Origin of the sequence: Pseudomonas sp. QS1027, assembly GCF_002814235.1 — a bacterium.
GTDB lineage: Bacteria > Pseudomonadota > Gammaproteobacteria > Pseudomonadales > Pseudomonadaceae > Aquipseudomonas.
Window position 1 is genome coordinate 59,044 of sequence record NZ_PHSU01000025.1, and the last position, 16,456, is coordinate 75,499.

General features: G+C 62.3%; 14 protein-coding genes. 7 read left to right on the forward strand and 7 right to left on the reverse strand.

Translation table 11 applies throughout. From position 1 onward, the window contains the following. Positions 1 to 166: 166 nt before the first annotated feature. Together CWE01_RS21860 and CWE01_RS21865 are read right to left on the reverse strand one after the other, a co-directional pair. The gene (locus CWE01_RS21860) at positions 167 to 490 is read right to left on the reverse strand and encodes a hypothetical protein (protein ID WP_100942627.1); all 324 of its coding nucleotides are present in this window, start codon (positions 488 to 490) and stop codon (positions 167 to 169) included. A gap of 208 nt (positions 491 to 698) precedes the next feature. Continuing rightward, positions 699 to 3,071, reverse strand: coding sequence for a TonB-dependent receptor (locus CWE01_RS21865; RefSeq protein ID WP_100942628.1), 2,373 nt, complete (start codon positions 3,069 to 3,071; stop codon positions 699 to 701). 153 nt (positions 3,072 to 3,224) lie between these two features. Here CWE01_RS21865 and CWE01_RS21870 point away from each other — a divergent pair, with 153 nt between their 5' ends. Together CWE01_RS21870 and CWE01_RS21875 are read left to right on the forward strand one after the other, a co-directional pair. After that, complete coding sequence (locus CWE01_RS21870; RefSeq protein WP_100942629.1) at positions 3,225 to 4,172, forward strand: LysR family transcriptional regulator; 948 nt, start codon at positions 3,225 to 3,227, stop codon at positions 4,170 to 4,172. A 112-nt stretch (positions 4,173 to 4,284) separates the two neighbouring features. Then, positions 4,285 to 5,889 carry an alkaline phosphatase family protein gene (locus CWE01_RS21875; protein ID WP_100942630.1) on the forward strand — a complete coding sequence of 535 codons (1,605 nt, stop codon included), beginning with the start codon at positions 4,285 to 4,287 and terminating at the stop codon, positions 5,887 to 5,889. Between the two features lie 87 nt (positions 5,890 to 5,976). On the opposite strand, the gene CWE01_RS21880 is transcribed toward CWE01_RS21875, so the two are convergent. Then, positions 5,977 to 6,882, reverse strand: a complete 906-nt coding sequence (locus tag CWE01_RS21880; RefSeq protein ID WP_100942631.1) for a TauD/TfdA family dioxygenase — start codon at positions 6,880 to 6,882, stop codon at positions 5,977 to 5,979. 183 nt (positions 6,883 to 7,065) lie between these two features. Here CWE01_RS21880 and CWE01_RS21885 point away from each other — a divergent pair, with 183 nt between their 5' ends. After that, complete coding sequence (locus CWE01_RS21885) at positions 7,066 to 7,986, forward strand: LysR family transcriptional regulator (RefSeq protein WP_100942632.1); 921 nt, start codon at positions 7,066 to 7,068, stop codon at positions 7,984 to 7,986. Here CWE01_RS21885 and CWE01_RS21890 read toward each other — a convergent pair. After that, the gene (locus CWE01_RS21890) at positions 7,983 to 9,008 is read right to left on the reverse strand and encodes an ABC transporter substrate-binding protein (RefSeq protein WP_100942633.1); all 1,026 of its coding nucleotides are present in this window, start codon (positions 9,006 to 9,008) and stop codon (positions 7,983 to 7,985) included. The genes CWE01_RS21885 and CWE01_RS21890 overlap by 4 nt on opposite strands. 306 nt (positions 9,009 to 9,314) lie before the next feature. Here CWE01_RS21890 and CWE01_RS21895 point away from each other — a divergent pair, with 306 nt between their 5' ends. After that, positions 9,315 to 10,913, forward strand: coding sequence for an ABC transporter permease (locus tag CWE01_RS21895; RefSeq protein ID WP_100942634.1), 1,599 nt, complete (start codon positions 9,315 to 9,317; stop codon positions 10,911 to 10,913). Beyond that, entirely contained in the window at positions 10,910 to 11,725 is an 816-nt protein-coding gene (locus tag CWE01_RS21900; protein ID WP_100942635.1) for an ABC transporter ATP-binding protein, read from the forward strand. Before CWE01_RS21895 ends, CWE01_RS21900 begins: the two co-directional genes overlap by 4 nt. 10 nt (positions 11,726 to 11,735) lie before the next feature. Here the strand turns inward: CWE01_RS21900 and CWE01_RS21905 are convergent, their stop codons facing one another. Beyond that, positions 11,736 to 12,809 (reverse strand): fatty acid desaturase, encoded by a 1,074-nt coding sequence (locus CWE01_RS21905; protein ID WP_100942636.1) that lies wholly within the window; start codon positions 12,807 to 12,809, stop codon positions 11,736 to 11,738. A gap of 96 nt (positions 12,810 to 12,905) precedes the next feature. On the opposite strand from CWE01_RS21905, the gene CWE01_RS21910 reads away from it, so the two are divergent. Further along, entirely contained in the window at positions 12,906 to 13,910 is a 1,005-nt protein-coding gene (locus tag CWE01_RS21910; protein WP_100942637.1) for an AraC family transcriptional regulator, read from the forward strand. 79 nt (positions 13,911 to 13,989) lie between these two features. Here the strand turns inward: CWE01_RS21910 and CWE01_RS21915 are convergent, their stop codons facing one another. Continuing rightward, positions 13,990 to 14,676: a Crp/Fnr family transcriptional regulator gene (locus tag CWE01_RS21915; RefSeq protein WP_100942638.1), complete on the reverse strand. Its 687-nt coding sequence runs from the start codon at positions 14,674 to 14,676 to the stop codon at positions 13,990 to 13,992. An 86-nt stretch (positions 14,677 to 14,762) separates the two neighbouring features. Here CWE01_RS21915 and CWE01_RS21920 point away from each other — a divergent pair, with 86 nt between their 5' ends. Next, on the forward strand, positions 14,763 to 15,287 hold the full coding sequence (locus tag CWE01_RS21920; RefSeq protein WP_100942639.1) for a DUF962 domain-containing protein: 525 nt from the start codon (positions 14,763 to 14,765) through the stop codon (positions 15,285 to 15,287). Between the two features lie 178 nt (positions 15,288 to 15,465). Here the strand turns inward: CWE01_RS21920 and CWE01_RS21925 are convergent, their stop codons facing one another. Then, entirely contained in the window at positions 15,466 to 16,455 is a 990-nt protein-coding gene (locus CWE01_RS21925) for a sulfate/molybdate ABC transporter ATP-binding protein (protein WP_100942640.1), read from the reverse strand. Between the last annotated feature and the right edge of the window lies 1 nt (position 16,456).

Below are 16,456 nucleotides of genomic sequence, written 5' to 3' on the forward strand. Positions count from 1 at the left end.
AACAGGAAGAAGGATTCGGATGTAAGAAAGAGGGAAGTGCAAACAATAAAATGGCGTATTTAATAATTAACACACACGACAAAACATACCGCCAGTACATCGAGCGGATGAGCAGCATCCGCCACTCACCCGTTCGTTGGCCTGGCAGTATAGTGTGTTGCCTTTATTACTGTTTGACGAACTCGCCCCCCAGACCGACCACTTGGCCGTCAAAGGTGCTGCGTGAACCGCTTGCTCTCAGTCGCCCGTAGTTGTGGTCGGGGGAGAAGGCGGCAAAGGTGACATAGCCGTGACCATCATTGTAGCCAGTGAAGGCGATGATCGTGGGCTGGCCGGTGCTGTTCTGGAAGTGGTAGTGGCCCGTCACGTTGTAGTTCACACCGGCCTGGGTGATCTGCCCGCTGAAGGAACCGTTCGAGTCGTTACCGTCGGTCACGACCAGTTTGGCGTCAGAGTTGGCGTTTACATAAGTTCCATTGATGCTCGACATGATGCGTTCTCCTTATGTCGTTAATACACTCTTCCACTGAAAGTGAGGTTCTCCTGAAACTCACGACACCCAGCATGGTTGGACTTGTAACGCCTGTCCAATTGCACCACCGGTTATTTCTCAATCGATTGGCTATATGAACCATGAGCATTGTGAATAACTTGTTTGACGGATGAGTTATATATAACCAACTCTTCACTGAATGGACTCAGAAGTCATAGCGCCCGGTCACCCCGAGGGTCCGCGGCGTGCCGAGCAGTCCTTCATAGCCGCCATTGCCGCCGGTCCAGAGGGTGGTGTAGTAGGTCTTGTCGAAGGCGTTCTTCAACCACAACGACACATCCCATTGGCCCTGCTTGAAATCGCCGCGCAAGCCGGTGGACAGGTTGACCACCGCATAGCTGGGAATCTGCCCATAGGCGGAGTCCTCGACCGTACCGGCGGCCTTGGAGCGGAAGGCGTAGCTGCCGGTGACGTATTCTTCCCAGCCGTTATCCAGGTTCCATTTGTATTCGCCATTGGCGTTGGCAATCCACTTCGACGCCCCCGCCACCTGGTGCCCGGTGAGGTCGCAGGAAGCCGGCGCCCCGGGTTGCAGGGCGACCTCGGGCGCGCACGGCGCATCCTTGTAGGACATGTAACGCACATCGTTATAGGAGCCGTTGAGATTGAGGGTCAGGCCGCGCAGGGGAATCAGCGTGCTCTCCACTTCCAGCCCGCGCGAGCGCACGGAACCGGCGTTGGTCAGGTATTGCACACGGGTGTCGTAGTCATAGGCGTTGGTCTGGTATCCGTTGACCTGGGTCCAGAACAGGTTGGCGTTGAGCTGCAGGCGCTTGTCCCACAGGGTGCTCTTGAAACCCAGTTCGGCGTTGTTGGCGCGCTCGCTGCCGACCAGCAGCGAGCCGGCACCGGCCGTTGGGGCCGTTCCCACCGCGAGGCTGACACCGCCGGATTTTTCACCGTGGGACAAGGTCGCATAACCCAACAGGTCGTCGGTGAAGCGATAGCTCAGGTTCAGCAGGCCCGACGGGCTGATGCTGTACAGGCTCAGGTTACCGGAGTCATAGGCACCGGCGCGGCCGGCTCGGGCCGTGGCGGCGGCACCGCTCACGGCTGCACCGCCAACCGGTGCATCGCGGGTCACCCAGGCACTTTTTTCCTCGTAGCTGCCGCGCAGGCCGGCGGTGAAGTCGAGGCGCTCAGTCAGGTGCCAGGTGCCCTGGGCGAAGAGGGCGAAACTGTCGGTGTCGATATGCCCGTTGCCGATGCTGGTGACGTTGTTCAACGCGCCCGTGGGGGTGCCGTTCCAGATATCCGCCTTGGGGCCGTAGTAGCTGAAGCTCTGGTTATCCAGCTTCGAGCCGAAGTAGTACGCCCCCAGCACATAGTCGAAGAACCCACCCGTGGGCGAGGCCAGGCGCACCTCCTGGGACCACTGGGTATCCTCCACCGAGACCCCGGAGTTGTAGGCGGCCGGGACGTTGAGCCCGTCGTCGTTGCGCGGAGTGAAGTTCCACCAGCGATAGGCGCTGATGGACGTCAGGGTGAAATTGTTGGGCAGGGTCCAGTTGGCCTCCAGGGAAGTGCCGCCCTGGAACACCCCGACGTGTTGCTGACCGTCGAGATTCACTTGCCGATTCCGGCCATCGGCGAGGGTCGCCCCGGCCGCGGCAGCCCGCGCCTGGTAAAGGTTTACGCCATTGATGGTCGGGCCGGTGCTGTAGAGCACGCGGGTCCCGGCGCTGGAGTCTTCTTCGTTGTAGTCGCCGATCCAGCGCAGGCTGAAGTTTTCGTTGGGCTTGAACAACAGCTGTCCGCGAAAGCCGTCCCGCGAGCCGCCGTCCAGCTCATGGCCGTTGTATTCGTTCTTGATATCGCCATCGCTGCTGGTGCGATAGGCCGACAGGCGCCCGGCCAATTGATCGGTGATCGGCCCGGAAATCGTGCCCTTGGTCTGGAAGTAACCATCCTCGCCTGCCGAACTTTCAATGCTGCGCTCCGGTGTGAAACTCGGTGCCCGGGTATTGATATTGATCACCCCGGCGGTGGTGTTCTTGCCGAACAGCGTGCCCTGGGGACCGCGCAACACTTCCAGCTGCTCGATATCCATCAGGTCGAATACGGCCATGCCCGGACGACTCAGGTAGACGTTGTCGATATACAGCCCGACGCTGCCCTCCAGGCCATCGCTGGCCGGGTTGTTGCCCAGGCCGCGAATCGACACGCTGGACTGGCGCGCATGCATGTAGGCGACGTTGACGCTGGGCACCAGTTGCTGCAGATCCTGGATGCGATAGACCCGCTGGCTTTCCAGGGCCTGGCCACCGATCACGCTGATGGGCACGGGCACGCTCTGGGAGCTTTCTTCCCGGCGCCGGGCGGTGACGGTCACGGTTTCCAACTGGCCGCTGTCGGCCTTGGGCTTGCTGGTACTGGCCACGGGTGCCGGGTCCGGCGGGGCTTCGCTCTCGGCGGCCTGGCCCAGAGACCAACTGGCACTCCCCGCCAGCAACAGGGCCAGGGGCAAGCGCTTGAGCCGCCGCGAAGGGTGATGCAAGGCAAAGTTGAACGAATTCATGGGCGGCTCCTGGTCAAAAAATATACATCCCGTATATTCTTTAAAGTTATTTATTTATGTTTTTACAGATATTTACTGCATAAGAGATTGCCTTTATAAGGAATCGACGTAATGCATAGCCAATGCATTTCCCCGATATTTTCCATGTGAAAAATGCATATCGACCTGCGTCAACTCCGTCACTTCATCGCCCTCGCCGAGCAGCGCAGTTTTGTCGCCGCGGCCACGGCGGTGAACCTCTCGCAGTCAGCGTTCAGCCGCAGCATCCAGGCCCTGGAGCACAGTGCCGGGTGTCAGTTGGTGGATCGCGGACGCAAGGACCTGGCGCCGACCAAACAGGGCCAGGTGTTGCTCGAACATGCTCGCCGACTGGTCAGCGGCGCCCAGCAACTGGCCAATGAAATCAGCCAGTTCAACGGCCTGGAGGCCGGCGAGGTGCGCTTCGGCTGCGGGCCGGCGCCGGCCTCGGGGTTGATCCCACGGGCCATCGGCCACTTCATCGGGCGCTATCCGAAAGCCCGGGTGCAGTTCCAGGTGGATGACTGGCAGAGCCTGAGCAAACGGCTGTTGAACGATGAGTTCGAATTTTTCGTCGCCGACACCCGCAGCTTCGAGGCCAACCCGGATTACCTGACCCAGCGCCTGCGGCCACGCAAGTGGTACTTCTGCTGCCGGGCCGGGCATCCGCTGGCGGCTCAGGAGAGCGTGACGGCCGGGCAATTGCTGAGTTATCCCCTGGCCTCGACGATTCGTCCGCCGAACTTGCGCAAGGTGATCGTCGACCTCAGCGGTCGCCCGGATTTCACTCCGCAGGTGGAGTGTGAAAGTGCGTTCAGCCTGTTGGGGGTGGTTTTGAGGTCGGATGCCATTGGTATCTGCGGGGAGAACAGCGATGCCTGGGAGTACGCCCGGGGCGGGTTGGTAAGGCTGAAGATCGAGGGGTTGGCGGAGGATCTGGAGGAGTTGTATACGCGGTATGGGATTGTCAGCCGGGCCGGGTATCGGTTGTCGCCGCTGGCCGAGGCGATGATCGAGCAGATCAAGAGCGAGGATGCGCTGGAGGTGGGTGAGGTGTGCAGCCTGGAGCAAATGGCTGTCTGAGCGAGACTCACCCCATGCACACCATGCATAGAAAACAGTCGCCAAATGCGCTTGCCGAAAATCGCGCCAAAACGCGAAATCCCTCACTTGTCCTCCGCTGCGGTGAACCTCCATGCCCCACGTGCGCAACGTGCTTTACATCATGTGCGACCAACTGCGTCGCGATTATCTGTCCTGCTACGGCCACCCCCATCTGCACACGCCGAATATCGACCGCCTGGCCGCCGCCGGCGTGCGCTTCAGCCGCGCCTACACCCAGGGCACCATCTGCGGGCCGTCGCGGATGTCGGCCTATACCGGGCGTTACGTCAGCAGCCATCAAGTGGCCTGGAACGCCGTGCCGCTACCGCTGGAAGAACTGACCCTCGGCGACTACCTGCGGCCCCACGGCATCCGCACCGCCCTGGTCGGCAAGACCCACGCCACGCCCAATCTCGACGCCCTGCAGCGACTGGCCATCGACCCCGACAGCCTTCAGGCCGAGCCCTTCAACGAAGTCGGTTTCGAAGCCTACTCACGCCATGACGGCATCTACCCCGATGACCCGCTGTTCGCCGATAAACGCGAGTCGGCGCCCTACACCCATTACCTGCGCGACCTCGGCTATAACGGCACAAACCCCTGGCATGACTGGGCCAACGCCGCCGAAGGCGAAAACGGCGAGATCCTCAGCGGCTGGCAAATGCGCCACGCCCATTTGCCGGCGCGAGTAGCGGAACAACACTCGGAAACGGTCCACACCACCGACCGCGCCATCGACTTCATCAGCGAACAGGGCGAGCAGCCGTGGTGCCTGCACCTGTCGTATATCAAACCGCATTGGCCCTATATCGCCCCCGCGCCGTACCACGCGCTGTATGGCCGCGAGCAGGTGCTGCCGGCGGTCCGTCCGGCACCGGGCGCGGCCAGTGATCACCCGGTCTACAGCGCCTTCCGCCAGCATGAGGAAAGCCTGAATTTCTCCAGGGACGAGGTGCGGCTGAATGTGGTCCCGACCTATATGGGCCTGATCAAGCAGGTCGACGACCAGCTCGGGCGGCTGTTCGACGTGCTCGAAAGCAGCGGCCGCTGGGACGACACCCTGATCGTGTTCACCAGCGATCACGGGGATTTTCTCGGCGATCATTTTCTCGGCGAAAAGGAGTTCCTGCTGGAGCAGGCGGTCGGCGTGCCATTGATCGTGCGCGACCCGCGGGCGGCGGCGGATAGCACCCGGGGTACGGTGGATGAGCGCCTGGTGGAAACCATCGATGCGCTGCCGACGTTTCTCGAAGCACTGGGTCTGCCGTCGGCGGAACATCGGTTGGAGGGACGGTCGCTGGTGCCGCTGCTGCATGGAGCGCAACCGGCCTGGCGCCGCTATGCCATCGCCGAATACGACTACGCCTTCCAGGCCCCGGCCCGGGAGCGGCTGGCGCAACCGATCGATCGTTGCCGGATGACCATGGTCCGTAGCGAGCGCTGGAAGTACCTGGCGTATGACGGATTTCGGCCGCAGTTGTTCGACCTGGAAAACGACCCGCAGGAACTGCATGACCTGGGCGCCGATCCGGCCTTGGCGGCGGTGCGTGAAGAGCACTCGGGGTATCTGTTCGAGTGGCTGCGCGGGTTGAAGCGCCGGACCACCATCAGCCATCAGGAAATCGATCTGCGCGGGCAGCGCTTTCGTTATGGCGAGCCGGAGGCGGAGAAGGTGGTGCAGATCGGGGTGTGGTAAAACCTTGAGGGCCACCAGCCAAGTGTGATCTCAATGTGGCGAGCGGGCTTGCCCGCTCACCACATGACCTCACCTGTCACCGCAAACTCAAGCCCCCTTGATCGTCTGGCTCCGCTGCCCATGCACGCCCACCGGCACTTCGCCCTTGAGCGTCACCCGCCGCACGATGCGCTCCTGGGTCCCGTAATCGTCCACCGCGTAATGCTGGGTCGAACGGTTATCCCAGATCGCCACATCGCCGCTCTGCCAGCGCCAGCGCACGGTGTTTTCCAAACGCGTCACATGGCTCTGCAACAGGTTGAACAAATGCGCCGAGTCCGCCAGCGAATAGCCCTTGATACGTTTGACGAAGTGCCCCAGCAACAGACTCTTCTCACCGCTGATGGGATGTACCCGCACCACCGGATGCTCGGTCTCGTATACCGTCGAAGTGAAGATCTGGCGGTAACGCTCCAGCTTCTCCGCCGAGACATTCGGCCGCGAACCGGCGTAGTCGTATTCGTTGCTGTGCACCGCCCAGAGCTTGTCCGCCAGCTCGCGCAACTCCGGCGCCAGCTCCTCGTAGGCCGCTGCCGTATTCGCCCACACCGTGTCGCCGCCGGAGGCCGGCGCCAGCACCGAACGCAGGATCGAGGCTTTCGGATAGGCGTCGACGAAGGTCACGTCGGTGTGCCAGGAATTGGCCCGCTGGCCTTGTGCACCGTCCAGCTCCAGCAGATAACGCGTACCGTCACGCACCGGCACCGTCGGGTGCGCCACCGGCTCGCCGAGCAGATGAGAAAAAGCCTCTTGGCTCTGGTCATCGAGATGGGTCTGGCCCCGGAAGAAAACCACCTTGTACTGCACCAGCGCCTGCTGGATCGCCTCGATCACGCCGGCCTCCAGCTCGCCGGAAAGCTCGACGCCACGGATCTCGGCGCCAATACGACCGGCCACCGGATGAATATCCAGCGCGTGCACAACGGGTTTTACAGCGAGTGCGGCATTGCTCATGGGTGAACCCTCGTCGGACTGCTTACGGTTTGAGCCGTCGCGAAACAACGCTCTATCTATATTCAATTTAGATCTAATAGATATACACATGCTTCGTTGACGGAATAAGAGCTTGCATTTAAAACCTCAAGCCTCGCTCGTCGCAAATGCCTTCGAGCTATTTTTCGGATGCCAGGAAAGCATATGGATCTTCGCCAACTGCGCTACTTCATCGCCCTCAATGAACACCGCAGTTTTGTCCGCGCGGCGGACGCCATGGGTATCACCCAACCGGCCTTCAGCCGCAGTATCCAGGGGCTGGAACAGGAGTTCGGCTGCGTGCTGGTGGACCGTGGCAACAAGGATTTGCGCCCGACGCCTGAAGGCCAGGTGGTGCTGCAACATGCCTTGACCCTGGTCCAGGGCGCGGCGCTGCTGAGCGCCGAAGTGACCCAGATGACCAAGCTCGATGCCGGTGAGCTGCGCTTCGGCTGCGGCCCGGCGCCAGCAGTGAAACTGGTACCGGAGGCGGTGGCGCGGTTTATCAATGCCCACCCGAAAGTGAGGACCAGATTCCATGTGGATAACTGGGAAAAACTCAGCCGCAGCCTGAGTCGCGAGGAGATCGAATTCTTTATCGCCGACATCCGCCATTTCGAGGCCGATCCGAACTTCCAGACCCAGGCGCTGACGCCCAAGCGCGGGGTGTTTTTCTGCCGGCCAGGGCATCCGTTGCTGGCCAAGGAAAGCCTGTCGACCAACGATATGTTCGACTATCCGCTGGCGACCACGCTGATTCCGCCAGGCATTCGCAAGCTGCTGGCGAACCTCAGCGGGCGCACGGATTTTTCGCCGAATATCGAGACCGAGCATTTTCCGGCGCTGGTGAAGATCGTCCGGCAGTCCAATGCAATTGGCGTCGGCACCCAGGAGGCGTTTATCGAGGACGTGGAACAGGGCTCGCTGGTGCTGCTGCACTGGCGCAACCTGCCGCAGAACATCGAGAGCATGAACGCCCGCTGCGGGATCGTCAGCCGCACCGGGTTCCGGCTGTCACCGGCGGCGCGGGCGATGATCGAGACGTTGGTGGCAGTGGATACCCAGGAGGACAGGGTTGCGGTCTAGATCCCCGCCGCCGCCAGATTCGGCGCCACCCAGTCCGTCACCTTGAACGGCTTGCGAATCAGCTTCTGCTGGGATGCCAGGTCCACCGAGCCCTGCAATTTACCAAGGAACACCGGGTCCAGTTGCGAAGGGAAAATCTCGCTGAGTTTCTCGTCTTTCAGGTCCTGCTGCAAAATCACCTGTGGATAACTTGCCAGCCCCGACACCAACTGCACATAGGCGTCCTTGTTGCCATCCTGGGTCAGCCACTCCACCGCTTGCTGCTGGGCCTTGAGCAGCTTGTCGACCACGTCCGGATGCGCATCGACAAAGGCGCCGGAGCCCACCAGCACGCTCTGGATACTCCCGGCACCGCCCAGATCCCTGGTGCTCACCGGCAACTCAGCCAGCCCCTTGGCCTGCAACGCCGTCAGGTTCGAGCTGCCCCAGGAGGCGTCGATCTGCTTGGCCGCCAACGCCGCGACCGCCGCGCTGAAATCCAGGTTGATCACCTTGAAGTCCTTCTCGCTCAAGCCCTGGCTGGCCAGTGCGGCATCGAAGGACAGCTGGCTGGCGGTGCCACGGAACACCGCCACGCGTTTGCCCTTGAGGTCCTGCAGGGTCTTGATCCCCGAACCGGGCACCACGCCGAGGTATTGCTTGACCCCGCGTGCCGTCGCGCTCAACAGCCGGGTATCCAGCCCGTTCGATTTGCCGATGATCGCCGCCAGGTCCCCCAGGTAGGCGAAATCCACCTGGCCGTTGGCGAAGGCTTCATTGATCACCGGCCCTGCGCCCTTGAAGAAATTCCACTGCACCTTGATGCCTTGGTCGGCAAAGGCCTTTTCGAAGATCTGCCGGCTGCGCAGCACATCCACCACACCACCGCCGCTGTGCTCGGTGCCGGCACTCAGGTCGGGCACGGCGATGCGGATTTCCTTGACCTCGGCCGCCGTGGCCAACAGCGGCAGGGCGCCCAGGACGCCCGCTAGAGCGGTGGTGGCGAACAGGCGAGCAAGGCTGCCTTTGAACAGGGTTTTCATGGGTGGTGCTCCTTGGCAACGGGCTTCGAGTCGCTGAAGGTAGGCATAGCCATCCATAACAATAAAATACTAATAATTCACATTTTAGTAACCTTAAGGAATATAAGCGCTGGAACAAGGGTCCTGGAGCGGCATGCATAAAACGCATCGAAAATATTCTTCAAATGCATTGGATGCGTGCCCTGCACAAGCCTTAAATGGCTTCTCTTATCTCCCAATAGAATCGATAAGATTTTTTATAGACCTAACAAGCATATTCAATCCAGTGCCGTGCATTGCCCGGAAAACCGACAACGGAGGTCTGCCATGGCCCGTGTTTCGCTCCTCAGCCTGCCGCTGGCGCTGCCGCCGTCCGGGCAGCGCCGTGGTTGGCCCAGACTGAGTCCGCGCCTGTTGCCCTGGCTGTTGCCGCTGGCGCTGGCCACCCTGTGGTGGGTTGCCAGCCGGCAACACTGGATGAGCGAGCAGATCCTGCCGCCGCCTTCGCTGGTCGGGCAAAGCGCCGTGGAACTGGCCGGCGGCGAACTGTGGGGGCATCTGTGGATAAGTCTGCAGCGGCTGTTCCGTGGTTTGCTGGCGGGCGTCGGCATCGGCGCCCTGCTCGGTGCCACGCTGGGTTTCAGTCGACGTGCGGAACGCTGGGTATTTCCCACCTTCAGCGCCCTCGCACAAATCCCGACCCTGGCCTGGATTCCGCTGTTCATGGTGTTTTTCGGCATCGGCGAAGTGCTCAAGCTGGTGGTGCTGATCAAGGCCATCGTGGTCCCGGTGACCCTGCACACCCTGGTCGGCGTGCGTGATGCCCAACCCAGGCTGCGCGAAGCCGCGGCGGTCTTGCGGCTGCCACCGTATCTGTTGATCCGGCGGCTGATCCTGCCCGCTGCCCTGCCGGCGTTCATGGCCGGCCTGCGCCTGGCGCTGGCCGCCGGTTGGACCTCGCTGCTGGCCGTGGAACTGTTGGCCTCCAGCGAAGGCATCGGCTACCTGATGGTCTATGCCCGGCAACTGTTCATGCTCGATATCGTCTTCGTCTGCGTCCTGGTCATCGGTGTGCTCGGCGTGTTGATGGACCGTGGCATCGGCCTGCTCGACCGACGCCTGGTGCACTGGCCGCACCCGGCGACGGCGCAGATCCCCCCCGGCCCGCGCTATCACGGCTGGCAACGCCTGCAACCCTGGCTGCTGCCGCTGATCCTGCTGGTGCTCTGGCAAGTGGCGAGCGACCAGCAGTGGGTCGACGGGAATATCCTGGCCAGCCCACTGGCGGTGCTGCACAGCACCTGGCGCGGGACACTCGACGGCAGCCTGCCCACCAGCCTGGGCCTGAGCTTGCAACGGACCCTCGCCGGGCTGCTCCTCGGCGGCTCGCTGGGCTTTGGCCTCGGGCTGTTGCTGGGGCTGTCGAAAACCGGCGAACGGCTGCTCGGCCCGAGCCTGTCGGCCCTGCGCCAGATCGCTATTTTCGCCTGGGTACCACTGATCACCGCCTGGTTCGGCCTCGGCGAGCTGGCCAAGGCCGTGTTCGTCGCCCTCGCCGCCTTCTTCCCGCTGTTTATCGCCACCCAACGCAGTGTCGCCAACCTCTCGCCGCAGTTGACCGAGGCCGCGCAAGTGCTGCGCCTGAGTCTCTGGCAACGGCTGCGCAAGCTGGTGCTACCCGGTGCCGCGCCGGGGATTTTCGCCGGGCTGCGCCTGAGCCTGATCTATGCCTGGCTCGGGACCCTCGGCGCCGAATATTTCATGCCGTCCAACGGCGGCATCGGCGCGCTGATGATCGGCGCCCAGCAGTTGCTGCGCATGGACGTGATCATGAGCGGCATGCTTGTGGTGGGCCTTACCGGCGCGCTGATCAACCTGCTCGGCCAACACCTCGAAACCCGCGCCACCCGCTGGAGACACGCATGAACGCTCCGATTGTCAGCTTCAACCAGGTCGGCAAATCCTTCGATGTCGACGGCATCGAGCTGGAAGCCATTCATGAGTTCAGCCTGGATATCGCCGAGGGTGAGTTCGTCGCCATTGTCGGTTCCAGCGGTTGCGGCAAATCCACCTTGCTGCGCCTGCTGGTCGGCCTGGACACAGCCTTTCGTGGTGAGATCCGGGTCGATGGCAAGGCGGTCGAAGGCATCGGCAGCGAGCGCGGCATCGTGTTCCAGGAACACCGGCTGTTTCCCTGGCTGACGGTCGAGGAAAATATCGGCCTGGGCCTGGTCAACGAACCGCTGAGCAAGGCTGAGCGTCAGCAGCGCATCAATGATTTCATCCAGTTGGTGGGCCTGGGGGATTTCACTCGCGCCTACCCGCACCAACTGTCCGGTGGCATGGCCCAGCGCGTGGCGATTGCCCGTGGGCTGGTGGCGAGTCCACGCATCCTGTTGCTGGACGAGCCGTTCGGCGCCCTCGATGCATTGACCCGCCAACAGATGCAGGACGAACTCCTGGCCATTCGCGCCCGGGCCAGGATCACCACGCTGCTGGTCACCCATGATGTCGAAGAAGCGATTTTCCTCGCCGACCGGGTGGTGGTGATGGAGCCGCGTCCCGGGCGGATCAAGCAGGTGGTCGAGATCGCCCTGCCCCATCCGCGCCAACGCAGCAGCTTCGATTTTCACCAGTTGCGCGAGGAACTGCTCCACGAGCTGACCAGCGACGGCCATTACCAGACGCCGGTTCCCGAGCAGATTCGCGACCTGCCCCTGACGTTTATTGCCTGCTGAGAGGAGCCCCTCAGCCTTGCGCCGAGCTCACTTCCTGCGGGCTTTGGCGCTCTGGCCGGACAAACCGGTTGGCCCGTCCGAAGGTCCCGAAATCATTGAAACGCACACCCATCTCGGCCATCACCCTGTGTGCCACCGGCGCGGTCATCTGGCGGATATAGAACGGTTCCTTGACCACGAAATGATGAATCCCGTGGGTGCTGCCGAAGTTGAAGCAGAACGCCTGCAATGGCCACAGCCACCAGGGATTGAGCACCTGGGTCTGCTGGATCACGTTGCCCGCCTCGAGATCCCCGTAGTAGTGCATGTTCGAACTGACGAAATGCAGGCAGAAGGTCCGCAGCACATTCGGCCCGATGATCACCACCACCGCGATATCGATCACCTGCATCACCGCCAGGGTATGAGCCGACCAGTCGATGGAGCTGCCCAGCAGCCCGGCGATCCCGTTGGCCGCGTGGAACCCGAGAAACACATACCAGGCGCCCCAGTGCAGCAGCGCCAGTGGCGCATAGACCCTGAGCGTACGCTTGAGAATGCTGAACTTGTGGGTCCAGGTCTTGGCCCGCAGCATGCGGATCAGCGAAGACATCACGTTGTCGCCGACCATCAGCAAGCGGGCAATCCCCCAGGGCTCGCCATTGGTAATGGCGCGCTCTTCCATGTCTGCCTCGGTGCCGGAAACCTTGTGATGATTGAGGTGCAGATGGCGGCGGATCCACGGGTTGATGGTGCTCGGCCGTGCCAGCCAGACCAGCGCCAGCATCAGGTTGTGCGGCACCCGCTGCTTGCGGAAATACATGCTGTGGATCAGGTCGTGTTCCAGCTCGTGGGTCAGCGAGGCAAAAAAAGCATTCAGTAACAAACACCCCCACCAAGCCAGGTATCCACCCACATAAAGCGCCGCCGAACCGATCATTCCGGCCAGGGCGAGCGCCAGGATGCCCGCGCCCAGGGCGTCCTGATGATTCAACAGCGGGTAGCGCCGACGCAATTCGACGCCCCGGGACATGACCTTTTCGCGAATATAGGCGGATCGTTGTTGAGCATTCATGCGTTCGGGACTTGCGCAAACACCGTCCATGATTCCATCCTCTAGTTATTGATGTTCGTATCCTGCGCCGTTGCAGCATCAGAGGTCGTAGCCGCGAACGCCAACCCGTTGACCGGATACGCCAACATGCCTGAACCGACCTCGCTCTCCAGCTGGACCCGCGCCCTGCGCAAACAGCTCGACGCCCTGGGCCTCGACAGCGCCGCCCTGTGCCACGAAGCCGGGCTCGACCCGCAACTGATGGACGACCCCAACGCCCGCTACCCGCTGTCGGCCACTACCCGCCTGTGGGAGTTGGCCGTGGCCAGCAGCGGCGACCCGGCCATCGGTTTGCGGGTCTCGCGTTTTGTCAGCCCGACCACCTTCCACGCCCTCGGCTACGCGCTGGTGGCCAGCGGCAGCCTGCGCGAGGTGTTCGAACGGATCGTGCGGTATCACCAGGTGGTCAGCGATGCCCTGGGACTGGAGTTCAGCCGCGAGGGCGAACGCTATCGTTTTCGCCTGCAAGTGCCGACGGACGGCCCGGCACCGGCTCCCGAAGCCATCGATGCCTTCGTTTCGATCTATGTGCGCACCTGCCGCAACCGCCTGGGCCGCGATTACGCGCCGCTGGCGGTGCATCTGCGGCGTCCGGAACCGGCCGATCCGACGCCCTGGCACACGGTGTTCCGCGCGCCGGTGTTCTTCAGCGCCAAGGAGGATCTGCTGGAGTTCGCCTGTAGCGATTTCGACAGTCACCTGGACGATGCCAACCCGGAGCTGGCCGAACACAACGAGACGGTGCTCAACCGGACCTTGGCGCAACTGAAGCCACTGACCTGGGAGCGGCGCGTGCGTGAGGCCATCGAGGCCCAGTTGCCGGAAGGCGAGCCGTCGGCGGAGCGCATCGCCCAGACGTTGCACCTGAGCCTGCGCAGCCTGCAACGGCACCTGGCCGATGAAGGCGCGCGCTATGACACGCTGCTCAACGAATGCCGGGAGAACCTCGCGCTGCTGCACCTGCGTGATCCGCAGTGTTCGCTGAGCGAAGTCAGCTATCTGCTGGGGTTTGCCGATACCAGCAGCTTCAGCCGGGCGTTCAAGCGCTGGACCGGGATCACCCCGGGGCAGTTTCGCGACGGTTTGCGCTGAGGGCGGCGGCGCTTATCCGTATGCCATCGCCAGCAAGCCGGCTCCTACAGGGGTTCCCCATGCAGCCAGGGACAAAGGGTCACTCGCTTGCAACGGCGCGCAGGCGCTCCAGGTCGAGGATCTCGATTCCGCCATAGCTGGTGCGCAGGATGCCCTGTTGCTGGAAATCCTGGAGGATCTGGTTGGTGGTCTGGCGCGACAGCGACAACATCGCCGCCAACTGCTCCTGGGACACCTCGAGCAATTGCCGCGAACGGTTCAATTCGCCGTAGCCTTCGGCAATCAATAACAGCCGGTGCGCCAGGCGCGCCGGCGCCGGCATCAGGCTCAACTGTTCCAGGCCGATAAAGGTCAGGCGCAGCTTCTGGCTCATCAGCAAAGCGAACTGCCGCCAGTATTCCGGGTGTTCATCAAGCAGTTTGAGCAACACGTCCTGGGGCACCTGCAACAGGATGGTGTGCCCCACGGCATAGGCGTCGTGGGTCCGCGGCAGGCCGTCGAACAGGGAAATCTCACCGAACCAGTAAGGCAGCTCCATCACCCCGAGCAAGGCTTCCTTGCCCTTCTCGCTGACGGCACCGACCCTGACCGAACCCTCCAGCACCGCGTACAGCCCGCACGGCGGATCGCCGCGCTGGAACAGGCGCTGGCCGGGTGTCAGGCGCCGGCCCTTGGCGGCGGCGAGCAGGCTATCCTGCAAGTGAGCGGGCAGGTGGTTGAACCAGTGTCCGGTCAGCAGGCGCGAGCGCCAGGCAGATACATCCATGAGAACTCCGAGACAATTGTCGTGTAGCTGACAGAGTGAAAGTTTCACGCAGGGCATGATCCCATCACCCTACAGGAGGAATAACAATGAAAAACCTCGTCGAGCATCTCAGTCAATACGCGGACTATCACCGTGATCCGCGCAATATCGCCAGCCACTTCATCGGCATTCCGTTGATCGTGGTCGCCGTGGCCGTGTTGCTGTCACGGCCGCAATGGCCGGTGGCCGGGCTCGGGATCAGTCCCGCGGTGCTTTTGGCGGGGGTCTCGGCGGTGTTTTATCTGCGCCTGGAACTGGCCCTCGGACTGCTGATGACGGTGCTGCTCGGACTATCCGTTTGGGTGGGCCAAATCCTCGCGGCGCAGAGCACGCTGGTGTGGTTGGCGAGCGGAATCGGCCTGTTCGTGATCGGCTGGGCGATCCAGTTCGTCGGGCATTACTACGAGGGGCGCAAGCCGGCGTTTGTCGATGATCTCAGCGGGCTGATCGTCGGGCCGTTATTCGTGGTGGCGGAGTTGCTGTTTTTGCTGGGGCTGCGCCAGGAGCTCAAGCATGAGATCGAGGCGCGGGTGGGGGTGGTGCAGTTGCGGGAGAAGCGGGCAGCCGTTTGAAATAGCCGGCGCCTGTAAAGGCCTCTTCGCGGGCAAGCCCTGCTCCTACAGTGTCGTGTCGTAAACAAAATGAGCGAACGACAGAAGACTGTAGGAGCAGGGCTTGCCCGCGAAAGGGCCCTCAAGACCGCCAAAAGCTTCGCTGGCAAGCCAGGCTCCTACAGGTTCCGTCGTGCCCTTAGAGGCTCGCCTGCTTCTGCCAGACCTTCGGCTTGAAGAACAAGGTCTCACCGCGCGTCAGGCCGATCAGGCTGTCGTGGTCTTTCACCACTTCGGCTTCGATCAGTTCGCTCTGGCCTTCAACCTTCAAGGTCACCCGGGTCGTCGCGCCCAGCGGACGGATATCGCGCACCTCGGCCGCATGGTGGTCTTCCAGCTCATGCCGCGACAGTGACACTTCATGGGGCCGGAACAGCACATGGTTGTCGTCCCCCAGGTGCAGGCGGTTGGAGTCCCCGAGGAAGTGATAAACGAAATCGCTGGCCGGGCTTTCATACACCTCGCCCGGTGAGCCGATCTGCTCGATCACGCCCTTGTTCATCACCACGATACGGTCGGCGACTTCCATCGCTTCTTCCTGGTCGTGGGTCACGAACACCGAGGTCAGGTTGATGTCTTCGTGCAGCCGCGCCAACCAGCGCCGCAACTCCTTGCGGACCTTGGCATCCAGCGCGCCGAAAGGCTCATCCAGCAATAACACCTTGGGCTCCACCGCCAGGGCCCGGGCCAGGGCGATACGCTGGCGCTGACCACCGGACAACTGCTCCGGATAACGATCGGACAACCAGTCCAACTGCACCATGTTCAACAATTCATGAACCTTGGTCGCGATCTGGCTTTCATTCGGGCGCTGGTTCTTGGGCTTCATGCGCAGGCCGAAAGCGACGTTGTCGAACACGGTCATATGGCGGAACAGCGCGTAGTGCTGGAACACGAAACCGACGTTGCGATCACGCACGTCATGGCCGGAGACGTCTTCGCCATGGAACACGATGCTGCCGTCATCCGGGGTTTCCAGCCCGGCGATGATCCGCAGCAAGGTGGTCTTGCCGCAACCGGACGGGCCGAGCAGCGCCACCAGCTCACCGCTGTGGATATCCAGGTTGATGCGGTCCAGGGCCTTGAAGGCGTTGAAGTTCTTGCTGACATTACGGACTTCGATCGACATG